Raw genomic sequence first — 22,276 nt, 5'->3', positions numbered from 1 at the left:
TATTGGGTTTTAGTTATTCTCATTTATATTTTCTTCAATGCTTTTCGATTCGATGGCATCAGGAGCCAACAAGGGAGTGTAAGTGTCCGTGCATTCCTGCAAACGTCCTTCTCCGCAACGATAGACTACGCCCGGGAATTCGGATATCAGTTCTTCGTTGTGCGTGCTCAGCACGACGGTGGTACCGGCTTTGCTGATGTCGTACAAAATTGCGGTGGCCCGACGTCCGTTCTCTTTGTCTAAATTTCCGGTCGCTTCGTCGGCAAGGATAATGTCCGGGCGGTTCAGGATGGCTCTTGCGATACACACGCATTGTTGTTCTCCACCCGACAACTGGTAAGGCATTTGGTCGGCTTTGGCCGTCATGCCCACTTGTTCAAGTACTTCATGGATCCGCATGTTCCGTTCCTTCTTCTTTTTCCATCCGGTAGCTTTGAGTACGAAATCCAGGTTGGCCCGTACGGTGCGGTCGTTGAGCAGTTGGAAATCCTGAAATACGATACCTAGCCGTTTGCGTAGTGCCGGGATGTGCCTGCGTTTGATTTTGGTCATTTCGCGATCGAGCACACGCGCACTTCCCGTATGCACATCCAGTTCGCCATAGAACGTCTTCAGCAGGGAACTTTTCCCGGTACCTACTTTACCGGTCAGGTAAATGAATTCTCCGGCTTCAGCCTGAAAATTCACGCCTTTCAGAATGACATGTTCTTCTTGGACTATATCCACATTTTGATATTCGATGCGCATATATGTTTCTTTTAGGAGGTTAGTGTTTTTTCCACCCTGGCTTGTGGCGGGCCTGTAATTCTGCGGCCATCTGCTCTATACGTAGTCCTTTGGAGGTAAGCAGGACGATGAGATGGTATAGCATGTCCGAACCTTCATAAATGAGGCGTTCGTCTGTGCCGTTAACAGCCTCTATGACGGCCTCCAAGGCTTCTTCGCCCACTTTCTGCGCCATACGGTTGATACCGTCCTTAAACAAACTCGTAGTGTATGACCCTTCGGGCATTTCCTTATGTCGTGTTTCGATAAAATCTTGTAACTCGCTAAGGAATGTCAAGGGATTGGCTTCATTTTTCTCTCCCCAGCAAGTATCGGTACCGGTATGGCACACCGGACCTTCGGGATGCACCCGGACGAGTAGCGTATCATGGTCGCAGTCGTTTTTGATGGAAACGACATGCAAAAAGTTTCCACTGGTTTCACCTTTGGTCCATAGCCGGCTTTTACTGCGGCTGAAGAATGTTACCTTTCCGGTTTCCAATGTCTTGTCGTAGGCTTCACGGTTCATGAATCCCAACATCAAGACGTTTTTAGTCTCGGCGTCCTGGATGACAGCCGGTACGAGGCCGTCCATCTTGTCGAAATCTATTTCCATATATATAATAGGTGTTTGATATGTCTTTTTTAAATTCTAACGTTAATGCCTTCCGACTTTAGCCATGTTTTCAGTTCCGGAATGGAAATCTCTCCGAAATGGAAGACGCTGGCAGCCAGTGCGGCATCGCTTTTCCCTTCGATGAAAGTGTCCCGGAAATGCTCTTTGCTTCCGGCTCCTCCCGAGGCGATAACCGGGATGCTCAGCTCCTCGGCGAGACGTGAAAGAGCTTGGTTGGCATAGCCGTCTTTCACTCCGTCGTGGTCCATGGACGTAAACAGGATTTCACCGGCTCCCCGGTCGCATGCTTCGCGTGCCCATTCGAACAGGTTCCGTCCTGTGCGTATGCGTCCGCCGTTCAGGTAACAGAACCAACCTTCTTCGGTCTCTTTGGCATCAATGGCCACCACGCAGACTTGCGACCCGAAATGTCCCGTAATCTCGTTGATAAGTACGGGGTTACGCAAGGCTGCCGAGTTGACACTCACTTTGTCGGCTCCGGCATTCAGCAACCGTTCCACGTCGGCCAGTTCGTTGATACCGCCGCCGACGGTGAAGGGGATGGATATTTCTGCTGCCACGCGCTGCACCATTTCCGTGAATGTCTTGCGGCCTTCGTGGCTGGCCGTAATGTCCAAATACACCAGTTCGTCCGCTCCCTGTTCGCTGTAAGCCTTGCCCAGTTCCACCGGGTCTCCGGCTTGGCGCAGGTTCACGAAATTAGTCCCCTTTACCGTCTGTCCGTTCTTGACATCCAGACAGGGGATGATACGTTTTGCCAATGCCATACTTATCCTTTGTTTTCAGCCCATTCGGCCAATTCGTTTAATGAGATTCTGCCCTCGTAGATGGCTTTTCCGAACACTACGGCCGGGATGCCGGCTTCGTTCAGGCCGATGAGGTCTTGCAGGCAACTGACCCCTCCGCTCGCTATCAGCCCGCAGTCCGGAAACTCTGCCATGACTTTCCGGTAGAGGCCGGTGGAGGGGCCTTGCAACATGCCGTCCTTGCTGATGTCCGTACAGAGCACATGCCGTACGCCTTCGTCCATGTAACGACAGAGGAAAGGAAGCAGCTCCTGCGTGCTTTCCTCTTTCCAACCGTTGATGGAAATCAGTCCGTCTTTGACGTCTGCGCCCAATATGATATGGTCTGGCCCATATTGCCCGAGCCATCCGAGGAACAATTCCGGACAGGTGGCCGCCACACTGCCTATCGTGACCAGTGCCGCCCCGCTTTCGAAGGCGATGCGGAGGTCTTCGTCGGCTTTGATGCCGCCACCGAAGTCTATTGTCAAGCCGGTGGACGAAGCCAGGCGTTCCAGTACTTTATGGTTGACGATATGTTTGGACCGTGCCCCGTCGAGGTCCACGACGTGCAAACGTTTGAAGCCGTAACTTTCAAATTCCCGTGCCACGGCTACCGGGTCTTCGTTGTAGGTCTTCTGCGTGGCGTAATCTCCTTTGGTCAGCCGTACGCATTTGCCGTCTATCAGGTCTATGGCCGGTATCAGTTCGATCATACTGTCAAATCTAAAAAGTTTTTCAATATGCGTTCACCCACGCTTCCGCTTTTCTCCGGATGGAATTGCGTGGCGTAGAAATTGTCTTTATGCAAGGCAGCACTGAACGGCACGACATAGTCGGTCACGGCTATGGTGTACGGGTTGACCGGCACGTAATAGCTGTGTACGAAATAAACGAATTCGTCCGTGCCGAAGCCTTTGAACAGCGGGCTGCTTGTACGTGCCAAGGTGTTCCAGCCCATGTGGGGCACTTTGTCTTCGTGCTTTTCCGGACGGAACTTCAGGACTTCCGTGTCGAAAATGCCTAAGCAGTCCGTATCGCTCTCCTCGGAATGGCCGCACATCAGTTGCTGGCCGATGCAGATGCCCAAAACGGGTTGCTTCAGGTCGCGTATCAGGCGGTCCAATCCTCGCGAACGCAGGTAAGCCATCGTACTGCCGGCTTCTCCTTGTCCCGGAAAAAGCACGCGGTCGGCTTTCGACAACCGCTTTGCGTCGTCGGTCAGTTCCGGCGTAATCCCCAACCGTTTCAGTGCGTTGACTACGGAATAGATATTTCCTGCATTATACTTTACGATGGCTACATTCATCTTTTAATATGCTCTGTCTTTTTTTGATGTCTGCAAATATACTAATTTTAGTTGACAGACGGGATAAAGTAACATGAAAAAACGTATTTTGCTTACATTTCGTTGCTTTTTTGTGACGAACTGCATGCTACTTGTTCTTTTTCAGGAACAGATTATGCGTAATGACATCGGGCAGCTCTTCGGCATAATGCGTTACCATAATCATGGTCTTGTCTTTTCGTCGGCAAAAAGCCGAAATAATCTCACGCGTCAACTGGCGGTTACGGTCGTCCAATCCGTGCAACGGTTCATCCAAGATAAGCAGCTCCGGGTCTTTGACAAACGCGCGGGCCAACAGGCAGAGCCGTTGCTCTCCGCTGGAGAGTTTCAGGAAAGTACGGTCTTTCAGTCCGGCGATGCCGAAAATGTCCATCCACCATTCGCAGACGGCCCGTTGGTCCGGACGAGGATGCACGTAAAGCCCTACGGAATCGTTCAGTCCGCTGGCTACGATGTCTATGGCCGGGAGGTCTTTCAGGTATGCACGGTGCATTTCCGGACTGACGTAACCGATATGCCGTTTGATGTCCCAAATGCTCTCTCCCGAACCTCGTTTCCGTCCGAACAGTTCGATGTCGCAGGCGTAGCTTTGCGGATTGTCGGCACATACCAGACTGAGGAGGGTGGATTTCCCGGCACCGTTTTCGCCGCCCAAAGCCCATTTCTCGTTTTGCTTCACCGTCCAGTCCAAGTCTTTCAGGATGGTGCGCTGTCCGTAACGGATGCTCACGTGGTTGAACCGCAGCATGCAACCCTCCGTGTCCGTGGTGGTCAGGCGGTTTTCTTTCTCAGGCAATGTTAGGATGCGGGCGGCTTTGTCTTTTTCGAGCACACGTATCGGGATGCGAGGGCGTTGTCCGATGTATTCCGTACGCGGTACTTTGGGCAGGATGTCCAGATGTTCCACCGGAATGACATGGGTGATGAATTCCGGAATGTCATCGGTCTTCGACAGGACCAATATGGTTTGCAGGTCCGTTTCGCGGATCAGCGTTTGGAGTAGTCCGGCCAGTTGCTCCCGCGTCTGTGCATCCAGCCCGATGAAAGGATTGTCCATAATCAAAAGCCTCGGACCGGAAAGCAACGTTTTGGTGAGTTGGAACTTCCGTAACTCTCCGCTGGACAAGGTAATGATATATTTATCCAACAGGGTGGAGAGGTGGAACATCTCATAAAGTTTGTCCCGCAACATCATGCGCCGCTCGTGCATCTGTCGCTTTCCCTCTTCGTCCATGCCGTACCCCGTAGTGTTTTCGGCTGCGGTGAAAGCCTCCTCCAACATTTGTCCGGCGGTCGGGGTCTTCTCGTCGATGTCGTGTTGGTTCCAACGTTGTTGGTAGTAGTAACTGCCGTCGCTGCCTCCGTAAGAATCGCGGAAAGTGATATATTTGATATTTTCGCTGACCAGTTTCAACGGCGAGGGGGAAAAGTCGTAACGGACTTCGTTCAACAGGAGCGGATAGCGTCCGGTGATGATGTCCACCAGTCGTGATTTGCCGCTCCCGTTGGCTCCAACGATGGCCACTTGTTCCCCGGATGCGATAGCCAAATTTACCGGATGGTTCATGCGGTAAAGCGGATGACGGGGTATCCCGTCCGTGATTTCAATGATGTGTTGCATTGTGTTCGTGTTAAATCTGTCCTTTCACCTTATCCGGATTTTTCCGGATGAAATCTTTCCAACTGTGGTAAGGCTGAGCCACGGCCGGCTTCCCCATCTGTAGGAAATGGCAGTAGGCGGCAGCCAGTCCGTCGGTGGCATCCATATACGGCAGCATGTCTTCCTCGCGGATATGGAGCATACGGGTCAGCATGCCTGCCACTTGTTCTTTGCTGGCCTGCCCGTTTCCGGTGATGGCCATTTTGATTTTGAGCGGCGCATATTCGGTGATGGGGATGTCGCGGTGGATAGCCGCCGCAATGGCCACGCCCTGTGCGCGCCCCAATTTCAGCATGCTCTGCACGTTTTTGCCGAAGAAAGGCGCTTCGATGGCCATTTCGTCCGGCAGGTATGATTCGATGATGCCTGTCACCCTTTCGAATATCCGGCCGAGTTTCAAGTAAGGTCCGGTATATTTGCGCAGGTCGATGATGCCCATGGTTTCCATGACCGCCTTGTTCCCGGTTACACGTAGCACGCCGTATCCCATGAGGTTCGTGCCCGGGTCTATGCCCAGGATTATCTTTTCGCTGTTCTGCTTGTCCGTCATGAATCAGTGTTCCTCTATGACTTCCATTAAAGTGGTGAACCCGGCAGCCTTGTCTTTGAATATCTTCTGCATTTCCTGGAAGAGCTTTTCGCCGTGCTTGACATACCATTCGTGCAGCCGTGCCGAACTTTCCACCTCGAATTGCAAGGAAAAGCATTCGGAATCTTCATCGTGGTGGGACAGAATCTTGCACAGCCTTGGCTTGTCCAAAAAGCCGGAAGCCAATGCCTGCGGGATATAGACTTGATGAATCCAGATGACAAAGTTCCGGGCATCGTCGAAAGTCACGTGATAAGTCGTATTGTAAACCAACATGTTTTCTAAGTTTTATTGAGTTTGCAAAGTTACGAAAAAGGCGGTTGATGTGCTAATAATTCCTATTTTTTCGTGGAATACCTACCTTATTTTAAATAAAGGACCTATTTTTGCAGTGATTTTAATAGAAGAAGGATATGAAAAAGTTTATAGCATGGTCTTTGCTGTGCATGTTGGGAGGCGTTCCGGTCTCGGCGCAAAAGACGGAAGGGAGTGCCTTGGTGGCTGCACAGGAGACAAAGTCCGACGTGAAGGAAGCCAGTATTGTGTTCGACAAGACAACCCAGGATTTGGGAACCTTTTCGGAAGACGACCCGATTGTGAAATGTACGTTTACGTTTACCAATGAGGGGAATGCCCCGTTGGTGATTCATCAGGCTATCGCTTCATGCGGATGCACGGTACCCACTTATACCCGGATGCCGGTAAAACCCGGGGAGAAGGGCAAGATGGAGGTGACGTACAACGGCAGTGGAAAATATCCGGGGCGGTTCAAGAAAAGCATTACGGTGCGTACCAATGCCAAGGAACCTATGGTGAAATTGTATATCACCGGTGTAATGACAGCTTCCGAAAAAGATAAGAAATAAGCCGATGGGAAAGATAAAGGCGGTATTTTTCGATATCGACGGGACGTTGGTCTCTTTTAAGACCCATCGCATTCCCCCATCCACCCTTGATGCCGTGGCCGCCCTTCGCAGCCGTGGCATCAAAGTTTATATAGCTACGGGGCGTCCGGTTCCCTTTATCGACAATTTGGGTGAATTGGAGTACGACGGCATGATTACCGTGACGGGTGCTCATTGTTTTACGAGCGGCGGAGAAGTGATTTATCATCAGTCGGTTTCAGCGGAGAGCGTGGGGCGTGTCGTGGGGCACCTGACACACGGGGCAGACGCATATCCTGTTATATTTGTTTGCAGCGATGAGATGTTCATTACAGAACTTAACGAAGATGTCGATGCGGTGGCCCGTTTGTTGGACATCAAAATGCCGCCCGTTCGTCCGGCTTCGTATGCCTGCGGAAAAGATGTCTTGCAACTCATTTCTTTCTTCAAAGCTGACCGTGAACCGCATTTCATGTCTGCGTTGATGCCCGACTGCACTTCCATGCGTTGGCATCCTTTCTTCACGGATGTCATTGCCGGGGGAGTGGACAAGAGTGTCGGCATAGACAAAGTGTTGGCATACGAGGGGCTTTCGTTGGACGAAGCCATGGCGTTTGGCGATGGGGGGAATGATATGGCTATGCTGTCCCACGTTCCATGCGGGATAGCCATGGGAAACGCGTGCGAAGAGTTGAAGGAGGTTGCGGCGTACGTGACGGCTTCTGTGGATGAGGATGGCGTGGCAAGGGCATTGCGTCATTTTGGCTTGATAAATTGATTTTAAGAAACGTTCCGTGGCTTTTATGGGGATGAGTTGCACTTCTTTCCTGTGCTCCCACACAGATTATAGTTGTGTAGGAGCACAAAAGTGTTAAAAATTGAAGTTTTTCTTCTTTTTTTGACTGGAATAATTCATATTATTAAATACTTCTTGTAAATTTGCCTCCATAATAATTCCTAATTTCGTTCTAATTTTATTAAATGTATGAAGAAACAATTCAGGCTATGGTTAACCGCATGTGGTGCCTTCTTCGTGGCAGGGCATTCGGTTTTCTTGTCCAGTTGTAATGATGATTTGCCCGCCGGGAGTTATTACACTTTCACGGGGGAAATGATGAGTGACTATTTGAAGTCCCGTGAGGATTTCAGTTTGTTCACACGTATCGTGGAGCGTGCAGGGCAAATGGACTTTTTGGCGAGCCGTGGCGGGCGCACTTTGTTTCCGCCGGTAAACTCCGGTGTGGAAGATTTTTTGAAGGAGTATGGTTATGCTTCCGTGGAGGACATTCCGGAGGCTTATTGCGACACACTTGTGAAAGCCTGCATGATAGACAACTCGATAGTTTATACATATAACCTGGCGGAGACATCGCAGCAGAAGAATGAACTGGATTTGCCTTTGGTGATTCAGACCACGGGCGATACGGTTGATGCCAATGGCATGGTGTTGAGTATTGTGAACCGTAGGGCTGCTATTATCAATGAGTTGAAGAATGACTCGGTGGAAAACGGCGTGTGTCATCCGGTGAGCAAAGTGCTTGTCCCAAGTACCAGTTTGGGGGCTTCCTTGCTCGAAGAGAACAAAGCTGACTTTACCATTTATTATGAGGCACTCCGCCGTACAGGGCTGTTGGATTCCTTGTCGAAATACCGTGACGATGATTACGAAGCGGAAAAGGCGAACTTTCCCGAGTTCCTGTACAACCAGAGGCCGGGGAATTATGCATACACCTTGAAACGTCCGGACCACCGTTACTCGGGCTTTACTTTGTTCATTGTGCCAGACCGCGTGCTGTACGAGAAATATGCGAACCTTTTCAACGAGGGCATGTCGATGGATGAGAAGATAGATGCCTTGTACGAATTGGCCGTCGAAAAGTACAAAGACAACCAGTCAGCTGAGATATTCGGGTTGAACAAGGTGGATCCGGCTAACCCGGAAGGCAAGACTTACAAGGAACTGTATTGGAACAAGAATAGCCTGACCAATCCTCGCAACCCGTTGAAGATTTTTATGACTTACCATATCTTGGACCGTATGTTTGCCAGTACGGACAAATTCATCAATTGTTGGGGATTCAATACGGCTTATGCCAGCCCTACGGAATGGATAAACACGATGCTTGATTTCTCGTCCATGAAGTTGGAAAAGGTGTATTCAACCACGGATCCGGCGGTGGAATATCCCCGTGAGTTCTATATCAACCACAGCGAGGCCTGCAAATATAATAATTTCGAGCCTGTACGTGGTTCCCGCGTGACGGTGCCTGATGTGGAGAATTTCTCTCTCAACGTGGCCTATTATTATGTGGATGACGTATTGGCTTACGACCAGACGACACGAAACAACGTTTACCACAGGCGCTTGAGAATAGATTTCCAGACCGTGTGGCCGGAATTGGCCAATAACGATATGCGTTTGAACGGAGATCCGCGTGAGCCTTATAGTGCTGCATCTGACAATTCGGAGACAGGTGGAAAGGCAGGGGGATTCAATTATTATGCTCCCCGAGGATATATAGAAGGAGTCGAGTTTTCGAATACTTCGGTGTTCATGGTGCATCGTCCCAAGCTGCGTTGGTGGGACTTCGGTGGAGACGAAATTACCGTCCAAGGTTCAAGTTACGACGTGAAGTTCAAATTGCCCCATGTTCCTCCCGGCACGTACGAACTCCGGATGGCTTATCCGGGCGGGGTAGGAAACCGGGGCATCGCTCAGGTTTACTTGGACGATGTGCCACAGGGGCTTCCTATTGATATGCGCTATGGTGCGACGGACAGTCGGGTGGCCGGTCTTTATAATAATAACGGATGGCGGAACAAGGATGAAAATTCCAACGGTATTTATACGACGGAGGAATTGGAGGAAAACGCCCGTGTTATGAAAAACAATGGTTATTACAGTGCAGGGAAGAGCATAATATGCTATAACCAAGGAAATATTCCGGAACAGCCGCAATATGTGCCTCAGCCTGGCAATGTGTTGTACAATGTAGCTTCTAGCCTGCGCCGTAAGGTTTGTGAAGTCGTAATCCGTCCCAACTGCGAGCATACGGTGCGGTTCCGCTCGGTGTTCACGGGAAGTAGCGATGCCGCTTTCGTGTTGGAATATATGGAGATGGTTCCGATTAGCATTTGCGGGGCCGGAGGTATCGGTGAAGACCTTTATTAACGTACACAGGTATTAGTTTGTGTAGTTGTGGCGGTTGGGTTAATTCTTGACATCAAGAATCCCGGCCGCCACTTTTTTGTTTACGCTTCGGAAAGGCTATGAAAATTGGTGGGGAGTTGTGGATTGTGGAGGTTGCGTTTTACAGCAGCCCTGTTTCGTCCAACATTTTACGGTAAAAGTCGGCTTTCTTCTCCAATTTCATGGGATAGGCCCGTGAACTGGACGGCATGCGATATAACCGTAATTCGCGTCCTTCCGTCACGAACGGGCTGAAGCTACCGATGGCGGGCTGCGATATATGGAAGGTATCGCACAACGTGTCGGTAGCTTTTTGTCCGGTGGTGACGATGGCCGTGCAATGGGGGATTTGTCCGAGCAACCGGGGAAGGTCGGTCGGGGTGACGACTTCCAAAAACTTGTCCGACGCATTATCCTGAAGACGGCGGACGGCGGAAGCCGTGTCGTATAGGGCGATGCCCTTGTCGAGCAGGAACTCCACGATCATTGCTTTCTTGAAACATTTGGCCCGTTCATCTACAAACCAATTCCGGTCGCCATGGAAAATGTATCCCATGATGCGCCACATGTCGTTGATGAAGTTCGGGTAGTAGAAATCCATGCACCAACGTTTCTTCTGGGGTGGGAAACTGCCCAGCATCAACAGGCGTGCATGGGGTGGAAGGAACGGTTGCAAGGGATGTTCTTCGGTGGGAACGGGGGTGGGGGAATCTGTTGGTGTCATGTGTATCTATCTGTATGCTTTACGTTTATGAAAATTTAGTCCGATATATAAATTCAGTGTGCCGAACGTGTTGTTGATGGACAGGCGGTTGTGGCGGTAATTGTAGTTGTGCACGATTAAAGACAAGCCACCGAAATATTTGGTGTTGTTCCATACCAGTCCCGCACGCCCCGTGACGTCGAAATTCAGGTTTCTCAGATGAGAAGCCAAGGCCGAAGTCTCCGTTTCGTTTTCCGGTGGCACGGCGGCTGCATGTGTTTTTTTATAGCCGATGGCCGGCACGATGGAGATGCAAAACAGCCAGTTTTTCTTGAACACCCAGTTGTAGGCATAACCGCAACTCAGGCTGAAATCCGTGTATTTGACTTTGTCTACCTGGAAATCCGGGCTGAGTACGTGGTCCGGGTTATGGGTGAGGACGGGCGGCAGGGCATTGTAGTCGAAATCCAGTTCGTGCCGGGTATAGGCAAAACCGACTTTCCACGACCCACAGCTTTTGCGTTGTACGGTACTCTGTGCAAATGCGGCCGGATAAGAAAAACGTTTGTGGTTGAAGATGTAATAGGCATTGATGCCTGTCACTTTCACGTTGATGCCATGATAATTCTCGCCTTCCACTTCTTGTGCCTCCTCGCCGAGGCCTTTTACTTTACGGAGTCGGAAATCGTCTCCCGTCCGCCGATAAATAAGGTCGCAACCGAGCATGGAACTATACAGGCTCAGTTCAAACTCCGTCTTCTTCGATTGTTGGCCTTTACCTAAAGAGGATACTTCGAAGGTATATCCTAAAAAAATCCAACGCCAACCTAAATAAGGTCCTATTTTGATGGCCGGGCGGGGAGAGAATGACAGCTTTTGACCTAACTCCCGGCTGTGCAGCGTGTAGGTTTCGAAGCTGTTCGTGTTTTGCAACATGAACGCCCAGTTGTATTTGTTCGGGGTGATATAAGTCGTGTCCATGGCGTTGAACGCACGGAAAAATTGTTTGAAGATATTTCCTTTCCGTTTTTGGGGCAAGTCGGATGGTATGGCTGTCTTTGCGCTGTCAGCAAGTTCCGTAACAGCAGTGCAGGCTTCACCGATAGGAGATTGTGCGGAAGCGGAAAAACAAAGAAGACAGGCGTGTATGATCAGTGCGTTCCGTAATTTCATCTTACAGTTTTCCCAAGATCTTGTCCATAACCCAATTAACCGGTGTGGCACTCACACTGTCGCAAGTACAGATGGCTTGCTTTTGCAAATGTTCGACGATGTTGTGAATCAAAGGGAGTTGCACGTGGTCGGGGTTCGGAATGACGAGTTCTTCGCGACCGCGTTCCGTATGCAGGGCAATGGGGTCGTAGGTGAATACCGAGAAGCAAATCTGTCCTTTGTCGCCGATGATTTCAATACGGTCGGTCTTTGCCGATTCATGGGCGACGAAACACCACGAACCGGAACCCGGCGTACCGTCCGGGAATTGGAAACAGGCACTGACGTTATCTTCCGTGGCATATAGTCCTTCCCGGTTGGAACAGTATCCGTGGGCTTTGATAATCGGGCCGAAAAATTCCTGTAACAAATCCAACTGGTGCGGGGCGAGGTCGTAAAAATAACCTCCTCCTGCGATGTCGCGTTGCACACGCCAGGGCAGTTCCCGGCTGTTGTAGTCCAAATCACGCGGTGGAACGGCAAACCGGATCTGCACGTTGAGCACCCGTCCGATGACTCCGCTTCGTATCAGTTCCTTTACTTTGGCAAAGTAAGGCAGGTAACGCCGGTAATAGGCCACGAAGCAAGGCACACCCGTTTGTTGGGAGACACGGTTGATGCGGCAACATTCTTCGTAGCTTACTGCAAGGGGCTTCTCTACATATACCGGCTTGCCGGCCTTCATGGCCATGATGGCAAAAGTGGCATGTGAAGAAGGAGGAGTGGCGATATAGACGGCATTTACGTCGGGGTCGTCCACCAATTCCTGTGCGTCGGTATACCATTTGGGGATACCGTGCCTTTCGGCGTACGAACGTGCTTTTTCTTTATTACGGCTCATGACGGCTTCGATTTTAGAGCCGGGCACGAGACTGAAAGCCGGCCCGCTTTTCTTTTCCGTCACTTCCCCACATCCGATAAATCCCCATTTGATGATGATTTCCGCGTCCATATTCGTGCAATGAAAAATGTAATCTTTACGCAAATGTACAAAAAAGGCGGCATATTCCGGCTGATGGGCGGCAGAAAGTTTGGATAAAGCCGGTAGTGCCGTTTCCGACGAGGTATAAAAAATGTTATCTCATCACTGAGGTATGGAAAAATATGGTATTTTTGTCCGGCGAAAGAACATTAAAGTTTCAAATTCGGTTATGGAAGAGAAGAAAGAAATGGATGGGGGCTTGTTCAAAAGCCGTAGTTATCTGAGTTGTCTGAACGAGGGACTGAAATTGCCTACACGTCATATCCTGCCCTTATTGAAGTTTTTGTACCCTTCGCTCATCGTGGGTGCGGTGGTGATGGGATTGTGGGGCGTGTTTTTCAATCAGATTACCGTGGCTTTGACGCGTTGGATGGCAGCAAGCGAACCGGTCGTGCTTTCTTTTCCATTGTTTACTCTTATCTTATTAAGTGTGTTGTCCCTGTTGGCCGACAGCTTTTATATGGGGAACGTGATGACGGCTGTTTCCCGTTTTGCTGCGGCCGGGGCGTGGCCTGCGTTGCGGTTCGGTGAAGCCAAGCGTGAGATATTCAATGCTTCTCTGCGGGCTTTGACGTGTACGTTAGTGGCCGTCGTGGTTTTCTCTTTGCTCATCGTGCCTGTGACTTTGTGGTTGGGGCCGGGCAACGTCTGGGTGACTGTGGTGTCGTATATCCTGCTGCTTGCGTTGGGAGTGCCTTACTGTATGGTGATTATGGACTATATGTTGGGCGAACGCCGCGACTTTTGGTATAGCCTGAAGCGTATGAAAGACGGTTACCAGTACTGGGGGGCGTTTTTCATTATCTTGTTTTGCGGAGGTCTTATCATGGGAGTGTTGGCAGCTGTGAGTTGGTTGCCGGCGGGGATTCTGGCATACGCCGGTCATGCTTCCCTGACGGGGGTGTTGGAAGGAGATGCAACAGACCTGCCTTCATACGTCCCGGCTTTGGTCGTATTCTTCTTTATGTTGGCTTCGGTGATAGCGAACGTGTTCAGTTGGCTTACGCTGTTCCCGTTGTCTTACTTGTATGGTTCGGTCGAGGCACGGAAACAGGAGAAGGCCTCTTTTGAAGAGGAAGAACGCCGTTTACAAGGTTTGCAGTAGTTTCAGGTAAGAATAAAACCGTCATGCCCCGTATCAATGAATGATTTGATACGGGGCATGACGGTATATGGAAAGGGAGTTTTTTGCTCGGGAAAGGTGTTCTCCTGTGCGGGCGAATGGATTTATAGAAAGTGTTGATGGTATTCTATTTTTTGCAGAAATTCAGCTACGTCACGCCCGTCCATGAGCCCGTGATGCACGGTGATAGAAAGAGGAAGTTTATATAGTCCGTTTTCCTGTGTCAGCTTTCCCGTGGAAATACGAGGGACGGAATCTCCGGTCCGGATGGAACCGGCATGTTTCATTTCGGAAAATGCGAACCAGGGCAATGCCGAATAGCGGATGACATCGGGTCGCCATGTGTTTTCGGTAACGGACAGGCCACTCCCTTTTTTCACTCGTTCTATTTCTTTTTCCGCATTCCGTATAAAAATGTCGATGTCGTCATGGTACTCGAAAAAGCCGAACCCGAAAGTTCCGTCTTCCCGTCCAATGGTGGGAGATACGTGTATGGTGTCGTACCGCACGGGCTTCCCGTCTTCTATCCGGAGCCGGAAGGCTTCCGTTTCATTGGCGCATTTCAATAGGAAATGTACGGACGAGAGGAAGAAGGGGCGTTGGTGTGCTTTGATATGTTCGTAGGCTTTAGTGAAGTCTACGAGTGTGGTGATTCCGAAAAAAGGATCATCGAATCGGGAAAAGAATTCGAAATGCTCCCTGCGGTTCCAATGGGTAATGTCGATGCTTTGTTTCATGGATATGGGTGAAAACTTTTTAATTGAAGAAATTCCACGAGAGTCCGAAATGGATGTTCATCGGATTGATGGGATAGTGGGGGACGAGGAATGCGTTCTTGTTTCCCGTTCCATTGTTTACATGGTTCACGTTCACATAAAAGCGGCAGTGCTTCAGGAAGAGGTTGACGTAGGCGTTGCAAATGGGATAGTTGCCTAACTTCATCCGCGTTTCCGGCGACTGCACCGTAAACTGTTGGATGATGGGGGCATAGTCCGGAGCATAGTATTCCGTGAAATAACGGACGTCTCCGCCCAACTGCACGCGCAGTACCTTGGCAATGTGGAATACGATGTAGAGGTTGCTGTAGGCAGAAAGGTCCGGCAGGGGGAGGATGTCCTGATTGCTGGTCTTCTGGTAAGCCACCTCGTTGTCCCAATGCAGGATACCGAATTTGAAGTTTTGGTTAAGCCGTGCGCTGAACACTTGTACGCTGCCCCCGTATTGTTTGACGGAAATACGGTTGCTGTAACCGGCGAATTGTCCCCCTTCATCGTTATAAGCTATTTTGTCTGTGGCGAAGTAGGCATAATTCTTGATGTTTTCCACTCCGACGGTGAGGGCTGTCCGTGTACGTTTCAAGGAAAGCGTTCCCTCTATCCGGGTACGGAATTCTTTGTTCAGGTCGTTGTCCCACCAGGCGAACTGCGAATGGTAGTGGCGCATGTAGAAACTCGGATTCAGGTTCTTGACGAATGCACGGGCTGCCAACTGTACGGTATCTTTAAACAACCGGAAGTTCAGGTCTGCCCGGCCTTCCACATCGAATTGCCCGACGTCTTCTCCGAGCAACGTTACTTCGCCTGTCACATCGTAGTGCAGGGTTTTTCCTTCCCGTTTGCTCAGTTGTCCGCCTACCGAGATATTATTTTCCGAATAGCTTCGGATGATTTTGTTTCCGCCGTTCAGGTCCGGCATGGTATAATGCCGGTATTCATGGGATGCAAAGGCTGTGAGGCCGGCTTTCGCCCATTTGTTGAAACCTTCGCGAAGGGCTATGCCTAAAGTGTTTTGGATGGCGTAACCCCGCGTGCGGTCACTCATATTGTTGGGGTCGCCATAAAACAAGTCGGCATAATAGTGGTCGGGCGTATCGTAAGAATACACCGTGTGCTTGGCGTTGCGGATGCGCAGGGTATGGATGAAACTGGTGACCGGTACGAAATCCTGCGGATTGTCCTGTTTGGCCATGAAGTCGTTGCGCAACGAGTCCATGACGGCATGTTGGTATGCCGTGTCCGCCTTTTGGTATACGGTGAACAAGCTGTCGCGCAGTCCTTTCAGCAATACGGAATCGGCAGGCATCACCGGACGGAGCGAATCGGGCAGTTCGATGTCTTTGTAGAATCCTAAGTTATAACGGTGTGTGAGATAATACGTCTGGTCTTCGTTACGGTTCCAGTTTTCCGACAAGATGGTCGGGATATCCCTTGAACCGTAGGAGCGTGTGAAGTCTTCCGGATGGGTGATGTAGTCGTCATTCTCGATACCGCCGTTCTCGCCCATTCTCATGTGGTTCACGCTAATCCATGCATGCATGTTGTAGCGGTCGTCCAGATAGTAGCCGTATAGCGAACCGTTGAAAAGTGAAGTGGCTTGGTTGTTGTAATACCCGCGTCCGTATAAGTAGTCGAGCTTGAACCCGATACCGGAAATCTTATTGATGTTGCTGGCGAAATAAGCTCTCAGTCGGTCTTCTCCGTCCTGCTTGTTGCCGCAGGAGTGGTAAGACAAGTTGGTGATGGGACTTAGCGTGTTGGTGAATTGGAATTCGCTCACCGGAGTGTAGAAATAGTCGAACGGGTCGGCAAAGATGAAGTTGCTGTAAGGCTTGCGGTCCATGAAAAGGCGCGACAGGCGGGGAGAACCCAAATTGCCTAGAAAGTTGTACTGTCCCGTAGGCCCGGCCGTCAGGTTGAAGTTCTGGAAATTGTTCGGCAGCGTGTCCACGTCTACGGGAGTGATGTTGCCGAAACGTTCGTCGATATTCCAGGCGTATGAGCCGATAGGGATGATTTTGTCTTCGGCTTGTGTTGTGTCGCGTCCCCATGTGTACGCATCGTTACCGTAACCGTCGATGACAGGATTGCCGTTGGCATCGAGTTGGACGGGATTGCCGTTGGCATCCACCGGATTGCCGTAGGCATCCGTGCCATAGATGGGGTTACCGACAGGCATTTGTGCCATGGCGGGCGACACCATGCACAAACTGACATATAAGAAAAAAGTAAGTTTGAGTCTCATAACGGGTGCAAAGATAGCGAAAGGCGAGCGCAGAGGCAAACGAAAAACGAAGTTTTTCAAGTTTGGATCTGCCAGGCTGCATCCTGTTTTGACGATAGTACAAGGTTATGGAAAAGAAAAAGGGATGTATTTCCCGATTTGGAAATACATCCCTTTAAGTTTTTTCAACCGGAGGTTTCCGTCAATCTGCCGGATTGATGATTTCCATGCCTTTGCGTAAGGCTGCCTCGTTCATCGGGATGAGGTGGTGATGGCGTTCGGGCAACGTCTTGCGTAGTGCGTGGATTACATCTTCCACTTCTACCAACGGACGTACTTTCAACAGTCCTCCCAAGACAATCATATTGAATGCCTTGGCTGCTTTCATCTCTGCGGCCGCGTCCATGGCGTCGATACGATAGACCGTGATGTCCTTGCGAGAAGGCGGCGTGCTGATGCCGTATCCGTCGTAAATCAGTGTACCGCCCGGTTTGATGCGTTGTTCGAATTTTTCCAACGAAGGTTGGTTCAGGATAACGGCCGTATCATACATGCTCAGGATGGGAGAGGATATTTTGTCGTCGCTGACGATTACGGTGACATTGGCTGTACCGCCACGTTGTTCAGGGCCGTAAGAGGGCATCCAGGTTACTTCCTTGCCCTCCACCAAGGCAGCGTATGCCAATATTTTCCCCATGGAAAGCACGCCCTGGCCGCCGAAACCGGCTATGATGATTTCTTCTTTCATGACCATTAGTTCGTTTAATGTGAATCGTTTGCTGTTGCGGTGTCTTTCAGGTCACCGAGCGGATAGAATTTAAACATGTTGTCTTCCATCCATTGGTTGGCTTTTTCCGGAGAAAGCTTCCAACCGGCATTGCAGGTGGATACGACCTCCACCAGACTGGCACCTTTACCGTTCATGGAGTTTTCAAAAGCTTTCCGGATAGCCTTTTTTGTTTTCCGGATGGAAGCCACGGAATGGACGGATTGACGGGTAACGTAACATGTACCCTCCAAAGAGGCGGCGATTTCCGTGAACTTCAGGGGATAACCGTGCAGGGCTGCCTCCCGGCCGTAAGGGCACGTAGCGGTTTTCATTCCCATGAGCGTCGTGGGGGCCATTTGTCCGCCCGTCATGCCATAGATGGCATTGTTGATGAAGATGATGGCGATATGTTCTCCCCGGTTCAGGGCATGGATGCTTTCGGCCGTGCCGATGCACGCCAGGTCACCGTCACCCTGGTAGGTGAAAACCAAGCGGTTGGGCCACAGGCGTTTGATGGCGCTGGCCACGGCAGGAGCGCGCCCGTGGGCGGCTTCTACCCAATCCACGTCTATGTAATTATAGGCAAAAACGGCACAGCCGACAGGAGAGATGGCTACGGTCTTATTCTCCATACCCATTTCTTCGATGACTTCGGCCACTAATTTGTGAACTACTCCGTGACTGCACCCCGGGCAGTAATGCATCGGAGTGTCGTTGAGCAGCGTAGGTTTCTTATAGACCAGATTTTCCGGTCGTATGATTTCTTCTTCAGTCATGGTTCAAACGGTTAAAACAAGAAACGCAAAAAGAATTCGATGATTTTGAAGCCCATGCCTGCACCGATAACGGCCATGCCTGCCAACCGGTTGTCCGGCCAGGCAAAATAGAGGATAAGCCCCACCACGGCGCACAGTAAAAAAATCACGTTTAATATGCTGCGCACTTTTTCTACGGAAACTCCTTTTTTGGCGCGTTCTTTGCGTGCGGTTTCTTCTATCAGTTTTTCTATCTCCTCGCGGTTCATGATATTTTATTTAATGAGTTTTTCTTTCAGGGCTTGTATCACTTCATCCGGGGCGGGCACAACTCCCCCCATACGGCCATAGTGGGCTACCGGTGTCCGTCCGTTCGTGGCCAACAGGATGTCTTCCAACATCTGCCCGGCATTGATTTCAAAGCTTAGGATTCCTTTGACCTGTCGGCTCAAACGGGCAATTTCCGCAGACGGGAAGGGCCATAAGGTGATAGGGCGCAACAAGCCGACTTTAATTCCTTCGGCTTGGCACATTTCAATGACTTTTTGTCCGATACGGGCCGCAGAACCGAAAGCGACAATCAGATACTCTGCATCATCGCACAAGATGGATTCGAAGCGGACTTCTTTTTCCTTGATTTCTTTGTATTTGGCTTGCAAATGCAGGTTCTTTTGTTCCATGCTTGCGCTGTCGAGGTCGAGCGACGTAAGCACGTTGGGGCTTCCTCCACGCATCCGACCCATGGCGGCCCAAGGGCATTCCCGGCGTATTTCTTCCTCCGTACGGCGCGGCTTGAACGGGGGGAGCACCAGCTTTTCCATCATTTGCCCGATGACGCCGTCACTCAATATCATGGCCGGGTTACGGTATTTGAAAGAGAGTTCGAACGCCAAATCCACGAAGTCGGCCATTTCCTGTACCGAAGCCGGAGCTAGCACAATCACATTGTAGTCGCCGTTTCCGCCTCCGCGTGTGGCCTGGAAGTAGTCGGATTGGCTCGGTTGTATCGTGCCCAATCCCGGACCTCCCCGCTGCACGTTGACAATCAGTCCCGGTATTTCCGCTCCGGCCATATATGCGATGCCTTCCTGCATCAGGGCCACGCCGGGGCTTGAAGACGAGGTCATGCTGCGTTTGCCTGCCGCACCGGCACCATACACCATATTGATGGAAGCCACTTCGCTTTCGGCTTGCAATACGACCATTCCCGTCGTTTCCCACGGTTTTTCCAAAGCCAATGTTTCCAATACTTCCGACTGGGGAGTAATGGGGTAACCGAAATAGCCGTCGCAGCCGCAACGTATCGCTGCATGGGCGATGGCTTCATTACCTTTCATTAATACAACTTCTTTTTCTGCCATAGCTTTTATTCTTCTTTCTTTTTATACACGGTAATGCATCCGTCCGGGCACACCACGCCGCAAGATGCACATCCGTTGCACAAATCCTTCTGGACCTGTTCGGCATAATGATACCCTTTTTTGTTTACTTGTTTCTCCGTGAGCGCTAATATATGGAGCGGACAAGCCACCACACACAGGTTGCAACCTTTGCAGCGTTCGCGGTCTACTACAATCATACCTCTGAATTTCCCCATGATACTTTAATACTAAAAAATCTTTTTACGGGTTATAATAATCCTTGTGATAAAACTCTATGATATTCATCAACATCTGATGGGCTTCGACAGCCGGACTGTCCGGGTTAATGGCCATGGCCTCTAAATAACAGTTCAAGGCTTGTGCGAAATCTCCACGTTTGCGGTAGGCTTTGCCCAAAAGGTAGTAAAGCCGGTCGCAGGGGGTAGCTGTGGCCTGAATCTGTTTGTCCAACCGTAAGATAGCCTCATCAATTTGCCCTTTACGTAGCATTTTGTCGATTTCATTTTGTATGTCCATCTTTACTGATGTTTGCTGTCTTTACAAAGATAATCTATATTTATCAAAACTGCTAAAAAAGTTGCATTTTAAAATACTTTTAAATAATTAAAACAGCTATATATGATGCCGTATTTTCTTTAAATTATTGTATATCAGTATAAGAAATTTGTTGCTGTGTATGGTTGTAAATGAAACGATATATACCGTTTGAAATACGTATTTTTTGCGCATATTTCTTTCTTTTGTGCCGTTTTTATGCAAATTGCACATCAAGGGGTAGAAGTGTGTAATCCTGTCTTTTATTTAGTAAAATCAGTTTTTTTTGCACTTTTTGTCAAACGGTATAATTCTGTATGAATGGGATGTTACAATTCCACCACTCTGTACCGGTTGCCGTAATGCGTGTGCACTTTCTGCACCCCTGCGGCTACTAGGGCTTGCGCCAGTTTGGGCAGCGTCACGCCTGCCATCGCCCCGGGTTCCAACCGTCGCAGCCGTGCGAATATCTCGGGCAGCGAAAGCGGGCGTACCTTCTCGCCCGGCTGAGCCGCACGATAGTAGCGGCGCAACACCTCCCCGGCCGGGCAGATGCGGTAGAAAGCCGCGTTGTGCAACCGCAGGGCGTTCTCTTCCCCGTGGCTGAACCAGTACCGTTCCCCGTTTTCCAGTTCCGCTTTCAGCTGGGCGTAGATTTGCGCATGGTCGATGCCCGTGCAGTCGACAGGATGTTCCACGAGCACACAGATGAACCTGCGGCTTCCCGAAGGGTCGGAAAGCAGTTCGCGCGAGTTGGAGGTGCCGATGAAGGAGGCGATGCGCGGCAGGGCTTGGCCGTGCCTTTGGTATGCCTTGCGCAGGTTGAGTGCGGAGAGCTGCATGAGGTTTTTCAGGAGCGGGTGTTTCTTCTCGGGGATGCGGTCGAACTCGTCAAGGTTCAGCAGCCCCATCTCGGTGAGCTGCCGTTCCACCTTGTCGGGACGCGCGAGGTCGACGCTGTCGGTATAGTAGGCCTGCAACTCTGGTGGCAGCAGGGCGCGGCAGAAGGTGGACTTCCCGAGTCCCTGTTCGTCGCTGACGAGCAGGGGCGCGGTGCTGTGTGCGTGCAGCCCGTCGGAAAGGCCGGCCCATTGTGCGGCCAACCCGAGCATCCACCGGTGGAAGGCCTGTATCCACAGGGGACTGTCCGACACGCGGGCGGCCAGGTTGTGCAGCCGGTCGCGCCCGTCCCATGCCGGTAGCCGTTGGAAATACTGCCGGAAGGGATGGTATTCCGGTACGTCTGCGGAGTGCACCATGCGTGCCACGTCGCGGTCCCAACAGTCGATGCCGTGTCGGTGCGCTTCGAGGCAGATGGCGTTCAGGTCCCGTTCCGTGACGGGCCGGAATGCCCCGTTTTCCCCATCTGGCAGACAGCGGAATTCCGTGGCTCCGGTGAGCACGTTGAAGCGGAACCCGTATCGTCCGGCGAGGAAACCGCCGAGGGCGGATTCGAGGTTGGCGGCTTTTAGGGATGCCGTCTCACGGACAGCGGGTGCGGCTTCCGCTACCCGGAGGATGGCCCCCGTTGTTTCGGGAAGGGTATTGTCCTGTGGGGCAGTGGAGTTTCCGGTTTCCGGTAAGTTGGTACGACGGGTGTCCGCCGTTTTGTCCGCATGCCGTTTTTCATTCCACCGGCAGACGGCGGCATGCGCGATTTTCTTGAAGTCCATTATGCTTTGTGTTTTCGGTGTTTTCTCGTTTGCAAATATACGAAATGGAAAAGCCCTTGTCAAGTCCTTCACCGTAACATGTTGAAAACCAATGTAACTTCAAATTCGTTAAAAACAGTTTCATGCGGACAATCGTTTTTCAGTGAAATTTCGGTGAAAGATTGGGAGGTAGAAAGTTCACCTTAAAACGTTGGTACAGAAGAGGTCTGAAGGAAGCGAACCTTTTCGGGCGAAAAACGGTTTGTAGGAGGTGGGGCAGGGCGTACGGTACGGCAAAGCCCGTAA

Annotated in this window: 24 protein-coding genes; 4 read left to right on the top strand and 20 right to left on the bottom strand. The window is 50.7% G+C overall.

Annotated elements, in window-relative coordinates; all coding sequences use genetic code 11:
• Positions 1–9: 9 nt before the first annotated feature.
• The 8 genes from E0E47_RS04315 to E0E47_RS04280 all read right to left on the bottom strand — a co-directional run bounded on the left by E0E47_RS04315 (position 10) and on the right by E0E47_RS04280 (position 6,060).
• Positions 10–747 carry a cell division ATP-binding protein FtsE gene (locus tag E0E47_RS04315; RefSeq protein ID WP_008627445.1) on the bottom strand — a complete coding sequence of 246 codons (738 nt, stop codon included), beginning with the start codon at positions 745–747 and terminating at the stop codon, positions 10–12.
• 19 nt (positions 748–766) lie between these two features.
• Complete coding sequence (hisIE, locus tag E0E47_RS04310) at positions 767–1,387, bottom strand: bifunctional phosphoribosyl-AMP cyclohydrolase/phosphoribosyl-ATP diphosphatase HisIE (protein ID WP_261795444.1); 621 nt, start codon at positions 1,385–1,387, stop codon at positions 767–769.
• 23 nt (positions 1,388–1,410) lie between these two features.
• Positions 1,411–2,169, bottom strand: a complete 759-nt coding sequence (hisF, locus tag E0E47_RS04305; RefSeq protein WP_130892994.1) for an imidazole glycerol phosphate synthase subunit HisF — start codon at positions 2,167–2,169, stop codon at positions 1,411–1,413.
• A 2-nt stretch (positions 2,170–2,171) separates the two neighbouring features.
• Positions 2,172–2,903 (bottom strand): 1-(5-phosphoribosyl)-5-[(5-phosphoribosylamino)methylideneamino]imidazole-4-carboxamide isomerase, encoded by a 732-nt coding sequence (locus E0E47_RS04300; RefSeq protein WP_130892993.1) that lies wholly within the window; start codon positions 2,901–2,903, stop codon positions 2,172–2,174.
• Positions 2,900–3,496: an imidazole glycerol phosphate synthase subunit HisH gene (hisH, locus tag E0E47_RS04295; protein WP_130892992.1), complete on the bottom strand. Its 597-nt coding sequence runs from the start codon at positions 3,494–3,496 to the stop codon at positions 2,900–2,902. The genes E0E47_RS04300 and hisH overlap by 4 nt, the downstream gene beginning before the upstream one ends.
• 127 nt (positions 3,497–3,623) lie before the next feature.
• Complete coding sequence (locus tag E0E47_RS04290; protein WP_130892991.1) at positions 3,624–5,156, bottom strand: ATP-binding cassette domain-containing protein; 1,533 nt, start codon at positions 5,154–5,156, stop codon at positions 3,624–3,626.
• Positions 5,157–5,166: 10 nt separating this feature from the next.
• Entirely contained in the window at positions 5,167–5,745 is a 579-nt protein-coding gene (gene ruvC / locus E0E47_RS04285; RefSeq protein WP_008627464.1) for a crossover junction endodeoxyribonuclease RuvC, read from the bottom strand.
• 3 nt (positions 5,746–5,748) lie between these two features.
• Complete coding sequence (locus tag E0E47_RS04280) at positions 5,749–6,060, bottom strand: DUF4286 family protein (RefSeq protein ID WP_008627466.1); 312 nt, start codon at positions 6,058–6,060, stop codon at positions 5,749–5,751.
• Between the two features lie 137 nt (positions 6,061–6,197).
• Here E0E47_RS04280 and E0E47_RS04275 point away from each other — a divergent pair, with 137 nt between their 5' ends.
• The 3 genes from E0E47_RS04275 (at position 6,198) to E0E47_RS04265 (ending at position 9,840) form a co-directional block, all read left to right on the top strand.
• Complete coding sequence (locus E0E47_RS04275) at positions 6,198–6,650, top strand: DUF1573 domain-containing protein (protein ID WP_008627467.1); 453 nt, start codon at positions 6,198–6,200, stop codon at positions 6,648–6,650.
• Between the two features lie 4 nt (positions 6,651–6,654).
• Positions 6,655–7,446 (top strand): Cof-type HAD-IIB family hydrolase, encoded by a 792-nt coding sequence (locus E0E47_RS04270; protein WP_130892990.1) that lies wholly within the window; start codon positions 6,655–6,657, stop codon positions 7,444–7,446.
• Positions 7,447–7,653: 207 nt separating this feature from the next.
• Positions 7,654–9,840 carry a fasciclin domain-containing protein gene (locus tag E0E47_RS04265; protein WP_130892989.1) on the top strand — a complete coding sequence of 729 codons (2,187 nt, stop codon included), beginning with the start codon at positions 7,654–7,656 and terminating at the stop codon, positions 9,838–9,840.
• Between the two features lie 139 nt (positions 9,841–9,979).
• Here E0E47_RS04265 and E0E47_RS04260 read toward each other — a convergent pair whose 3' ends face one another.
• Genes E0E47_RS04260 through E0E47_RS04250 form a run of 3 tightly spaced genes read right to left on the bottom strand, consistent with a single transcriptional unit; the run spans position 9,980 to position 12,725 of the window.
• Positions 9,980–10,582 (bottom strand): uracil-DNA glycosylase family protein, encoded by a 603-nt coding sequence (locus E0E47_RS04260; RefSeq protein ID WP_172604649.1) that lies wholly within the window; start codon positions 10,580–10,582, stop codon positions 9,980–9,982.
• Between the two features lie 6 nt (positions 10,583–10,588).
• Positions 10,589–11,734: a DUF4421 domain-containing protein gene (locus E0E47_RS04255; protein WP_130892988.1), complete on the bottom strand. Its 1,146-nt coding sequence runs from the start codon at positions 11,732–11,734 to the stop codon at positions 10,589–10,591.
• A gap of 1 nt (position 11,735) precedes the next feature.
• Positions 11,736–12,725: a Gfo/Idh/MocA family protein gene (locus E0E47_RS04250; RefSeq protein WP_130892987.1), complete on the bottom strand. Its 990-nt coding sequence runs from the start codon at positions 12,723–12,725 to the stop codon at positions 11,736–11,738.
• 199 nt (positions 12,726–12,924) lie between these two features.
• On the opposite strand from E0E47_RS04250, the gene E0E47_RS04245 reads away from it, so the two are divergent.
• The gene (locus E0E47_RS04245) at positions 12,925–13,860 is read left to right on the top strand and encodes a hypothetical protein (RefSeq protein ID WP_232038329.1); all 936 of its coding nucleotides are present in this window, start codon (positions 12,925–12,927) and stop codon (positions 13,858–13,860) included.
• 122 nt (positions 13,861–13,982) lie between these two features.
• Here E0E47_RS04245 and E0E47_RS04240 read toward each other — a convergent pair whose 3' ends face one another.
• From E0E47_RS04240 to E0E47_RS04195, 9 genes are all read right to left on the bottom strand, one after another.
• Positions 13,983–14,615, bottom strand: a complete 633-nt coding sequence (locus E0E47_RS04240; protein WP_130892985.1) for a chloramphenicol acetyltransferase — start codon at positions 14,613–14,615, stop codon at positions 13,983–13,985.
• A 19-nt stretch (positions 14,616–14,634) separates the two neighbouring features.
• Positions 14,635–16,899 carry a putative porin gene (locus E0E47_RS04235; RefSeq protein ID WP_232038328.1) on the bottom strand — a complete coding sequence of 755 codons (2,265 nt, stop codon included), beginning with the start codon at positions 16,897–16,899 and terminating at the stop codon, positions 14,635–14,637.
• A 181-nt stretch (positions 16,900–17,080) separates the two neighbouring features.
• The gene (locus E0E47_RS04225; RefSeq protein WP_040602849.1) at positions 17,081–17,626 is read right to left on the bottom strand and encodes a 2-oxoacid:acceptor oxidoreductase family protein; all 546 of its coding nucleotides are present in this window, start codon (positions 17,624–17,626) and stop codon (positions 17,081–17,083) included.
• A 14-nt stretch (positions 17,627–17,640) separates the two neighbouring features.
• The gene (locus E0E47_RS04220) at positions 17,641–18,423 is read right to left on the bottom strand and encodes a thiamine pyrophosphate-dependent enzyme (protein ID WP_130892983.1); all 783 of its coding nucleotides are present in this window, start codon (positions 18,421–18,423) and stop codon (positions 17,641–17,643) included.
• A gap of 11 nt (positions 18,424–18,434) precedes the next feature.
• Positions 18,435–18,671 (bottom strand): hypothetical protein, encoded by a 237-nt coding sequence (locus E0E47_RS04215; protein WP_130892982.1) that lies wholly within the window; start codon positions 18,669–18,671, stop codon positions 18,435–18,437.
• 6 nt (positions 18,672–18,677) lie between these two features.
• Complete coding sequence (locus E0E47_RS04210) at positions 18,678–19,763, bottom strand: 3-methyl-2-oxobutanoate dehydrogenase subunit VorB (RefSeq protein ID WP_130892981.1); 1,086 nt, start codon at positions 19,761–19,763, stop codon at positions 18,678–18,680.
• Positions 19,764–19,768: 5 nt separating this feature from the next.
• Complete coding sequence (locus E0E47_RS04205; protein WP_130892980.1) at positions 19,769–19,999, bottom strand: 4Fe-4S dicluster domain-containing protein; 231 nt, start codon at positions 19,997–19,999, stop codon at positions 19,769–19,771.
• A 25-nt stretch (positions 20,000–20,024) separates the two neighbouring features.
• Complete coding sequence (locus tag E0E47_RS04200) at positions 20,025–20,300, bottom strand: tetratricopeptide repeat protein (RefSeq protein WP_130892979.1); 276 nt, start codon at positions 20,298–20,300, stop codon at positions 20,025–20,027.
• A gap of 347 nt (positions 20,301–20,647) precedes the next feature.
• Positions 20,648–21,991, bottom strand: a complete 1,344-nt coding sequence (locus E0E47_RS04195) for a VapE domain-containing protein (protein WP_130892978.1) — start codon at positions 21,989–21,991, stop codon at positions 20,648–20,650.
• Positions 21,992–22,276 lie beyond the last annotated feature (285 nt).

Origin of the sequence: Paraprevotella xylaniphila YIT 11841 (assembly GCF_900683745.1) — a bacterium.
In the GTDB taxonomy this organism is placed as follows: Bacteria; Bacteroidota; Bacteroidia; order Bacteroidales; family Bacteroidaceae; genus Paraprevotella; species Paraprevotella xylaniphila.
The sequence above is the reverse complement of the archived record's forward strand: the minus strand, read 5'-3'. Positions and strand labels throughout refer to the sequence as shown.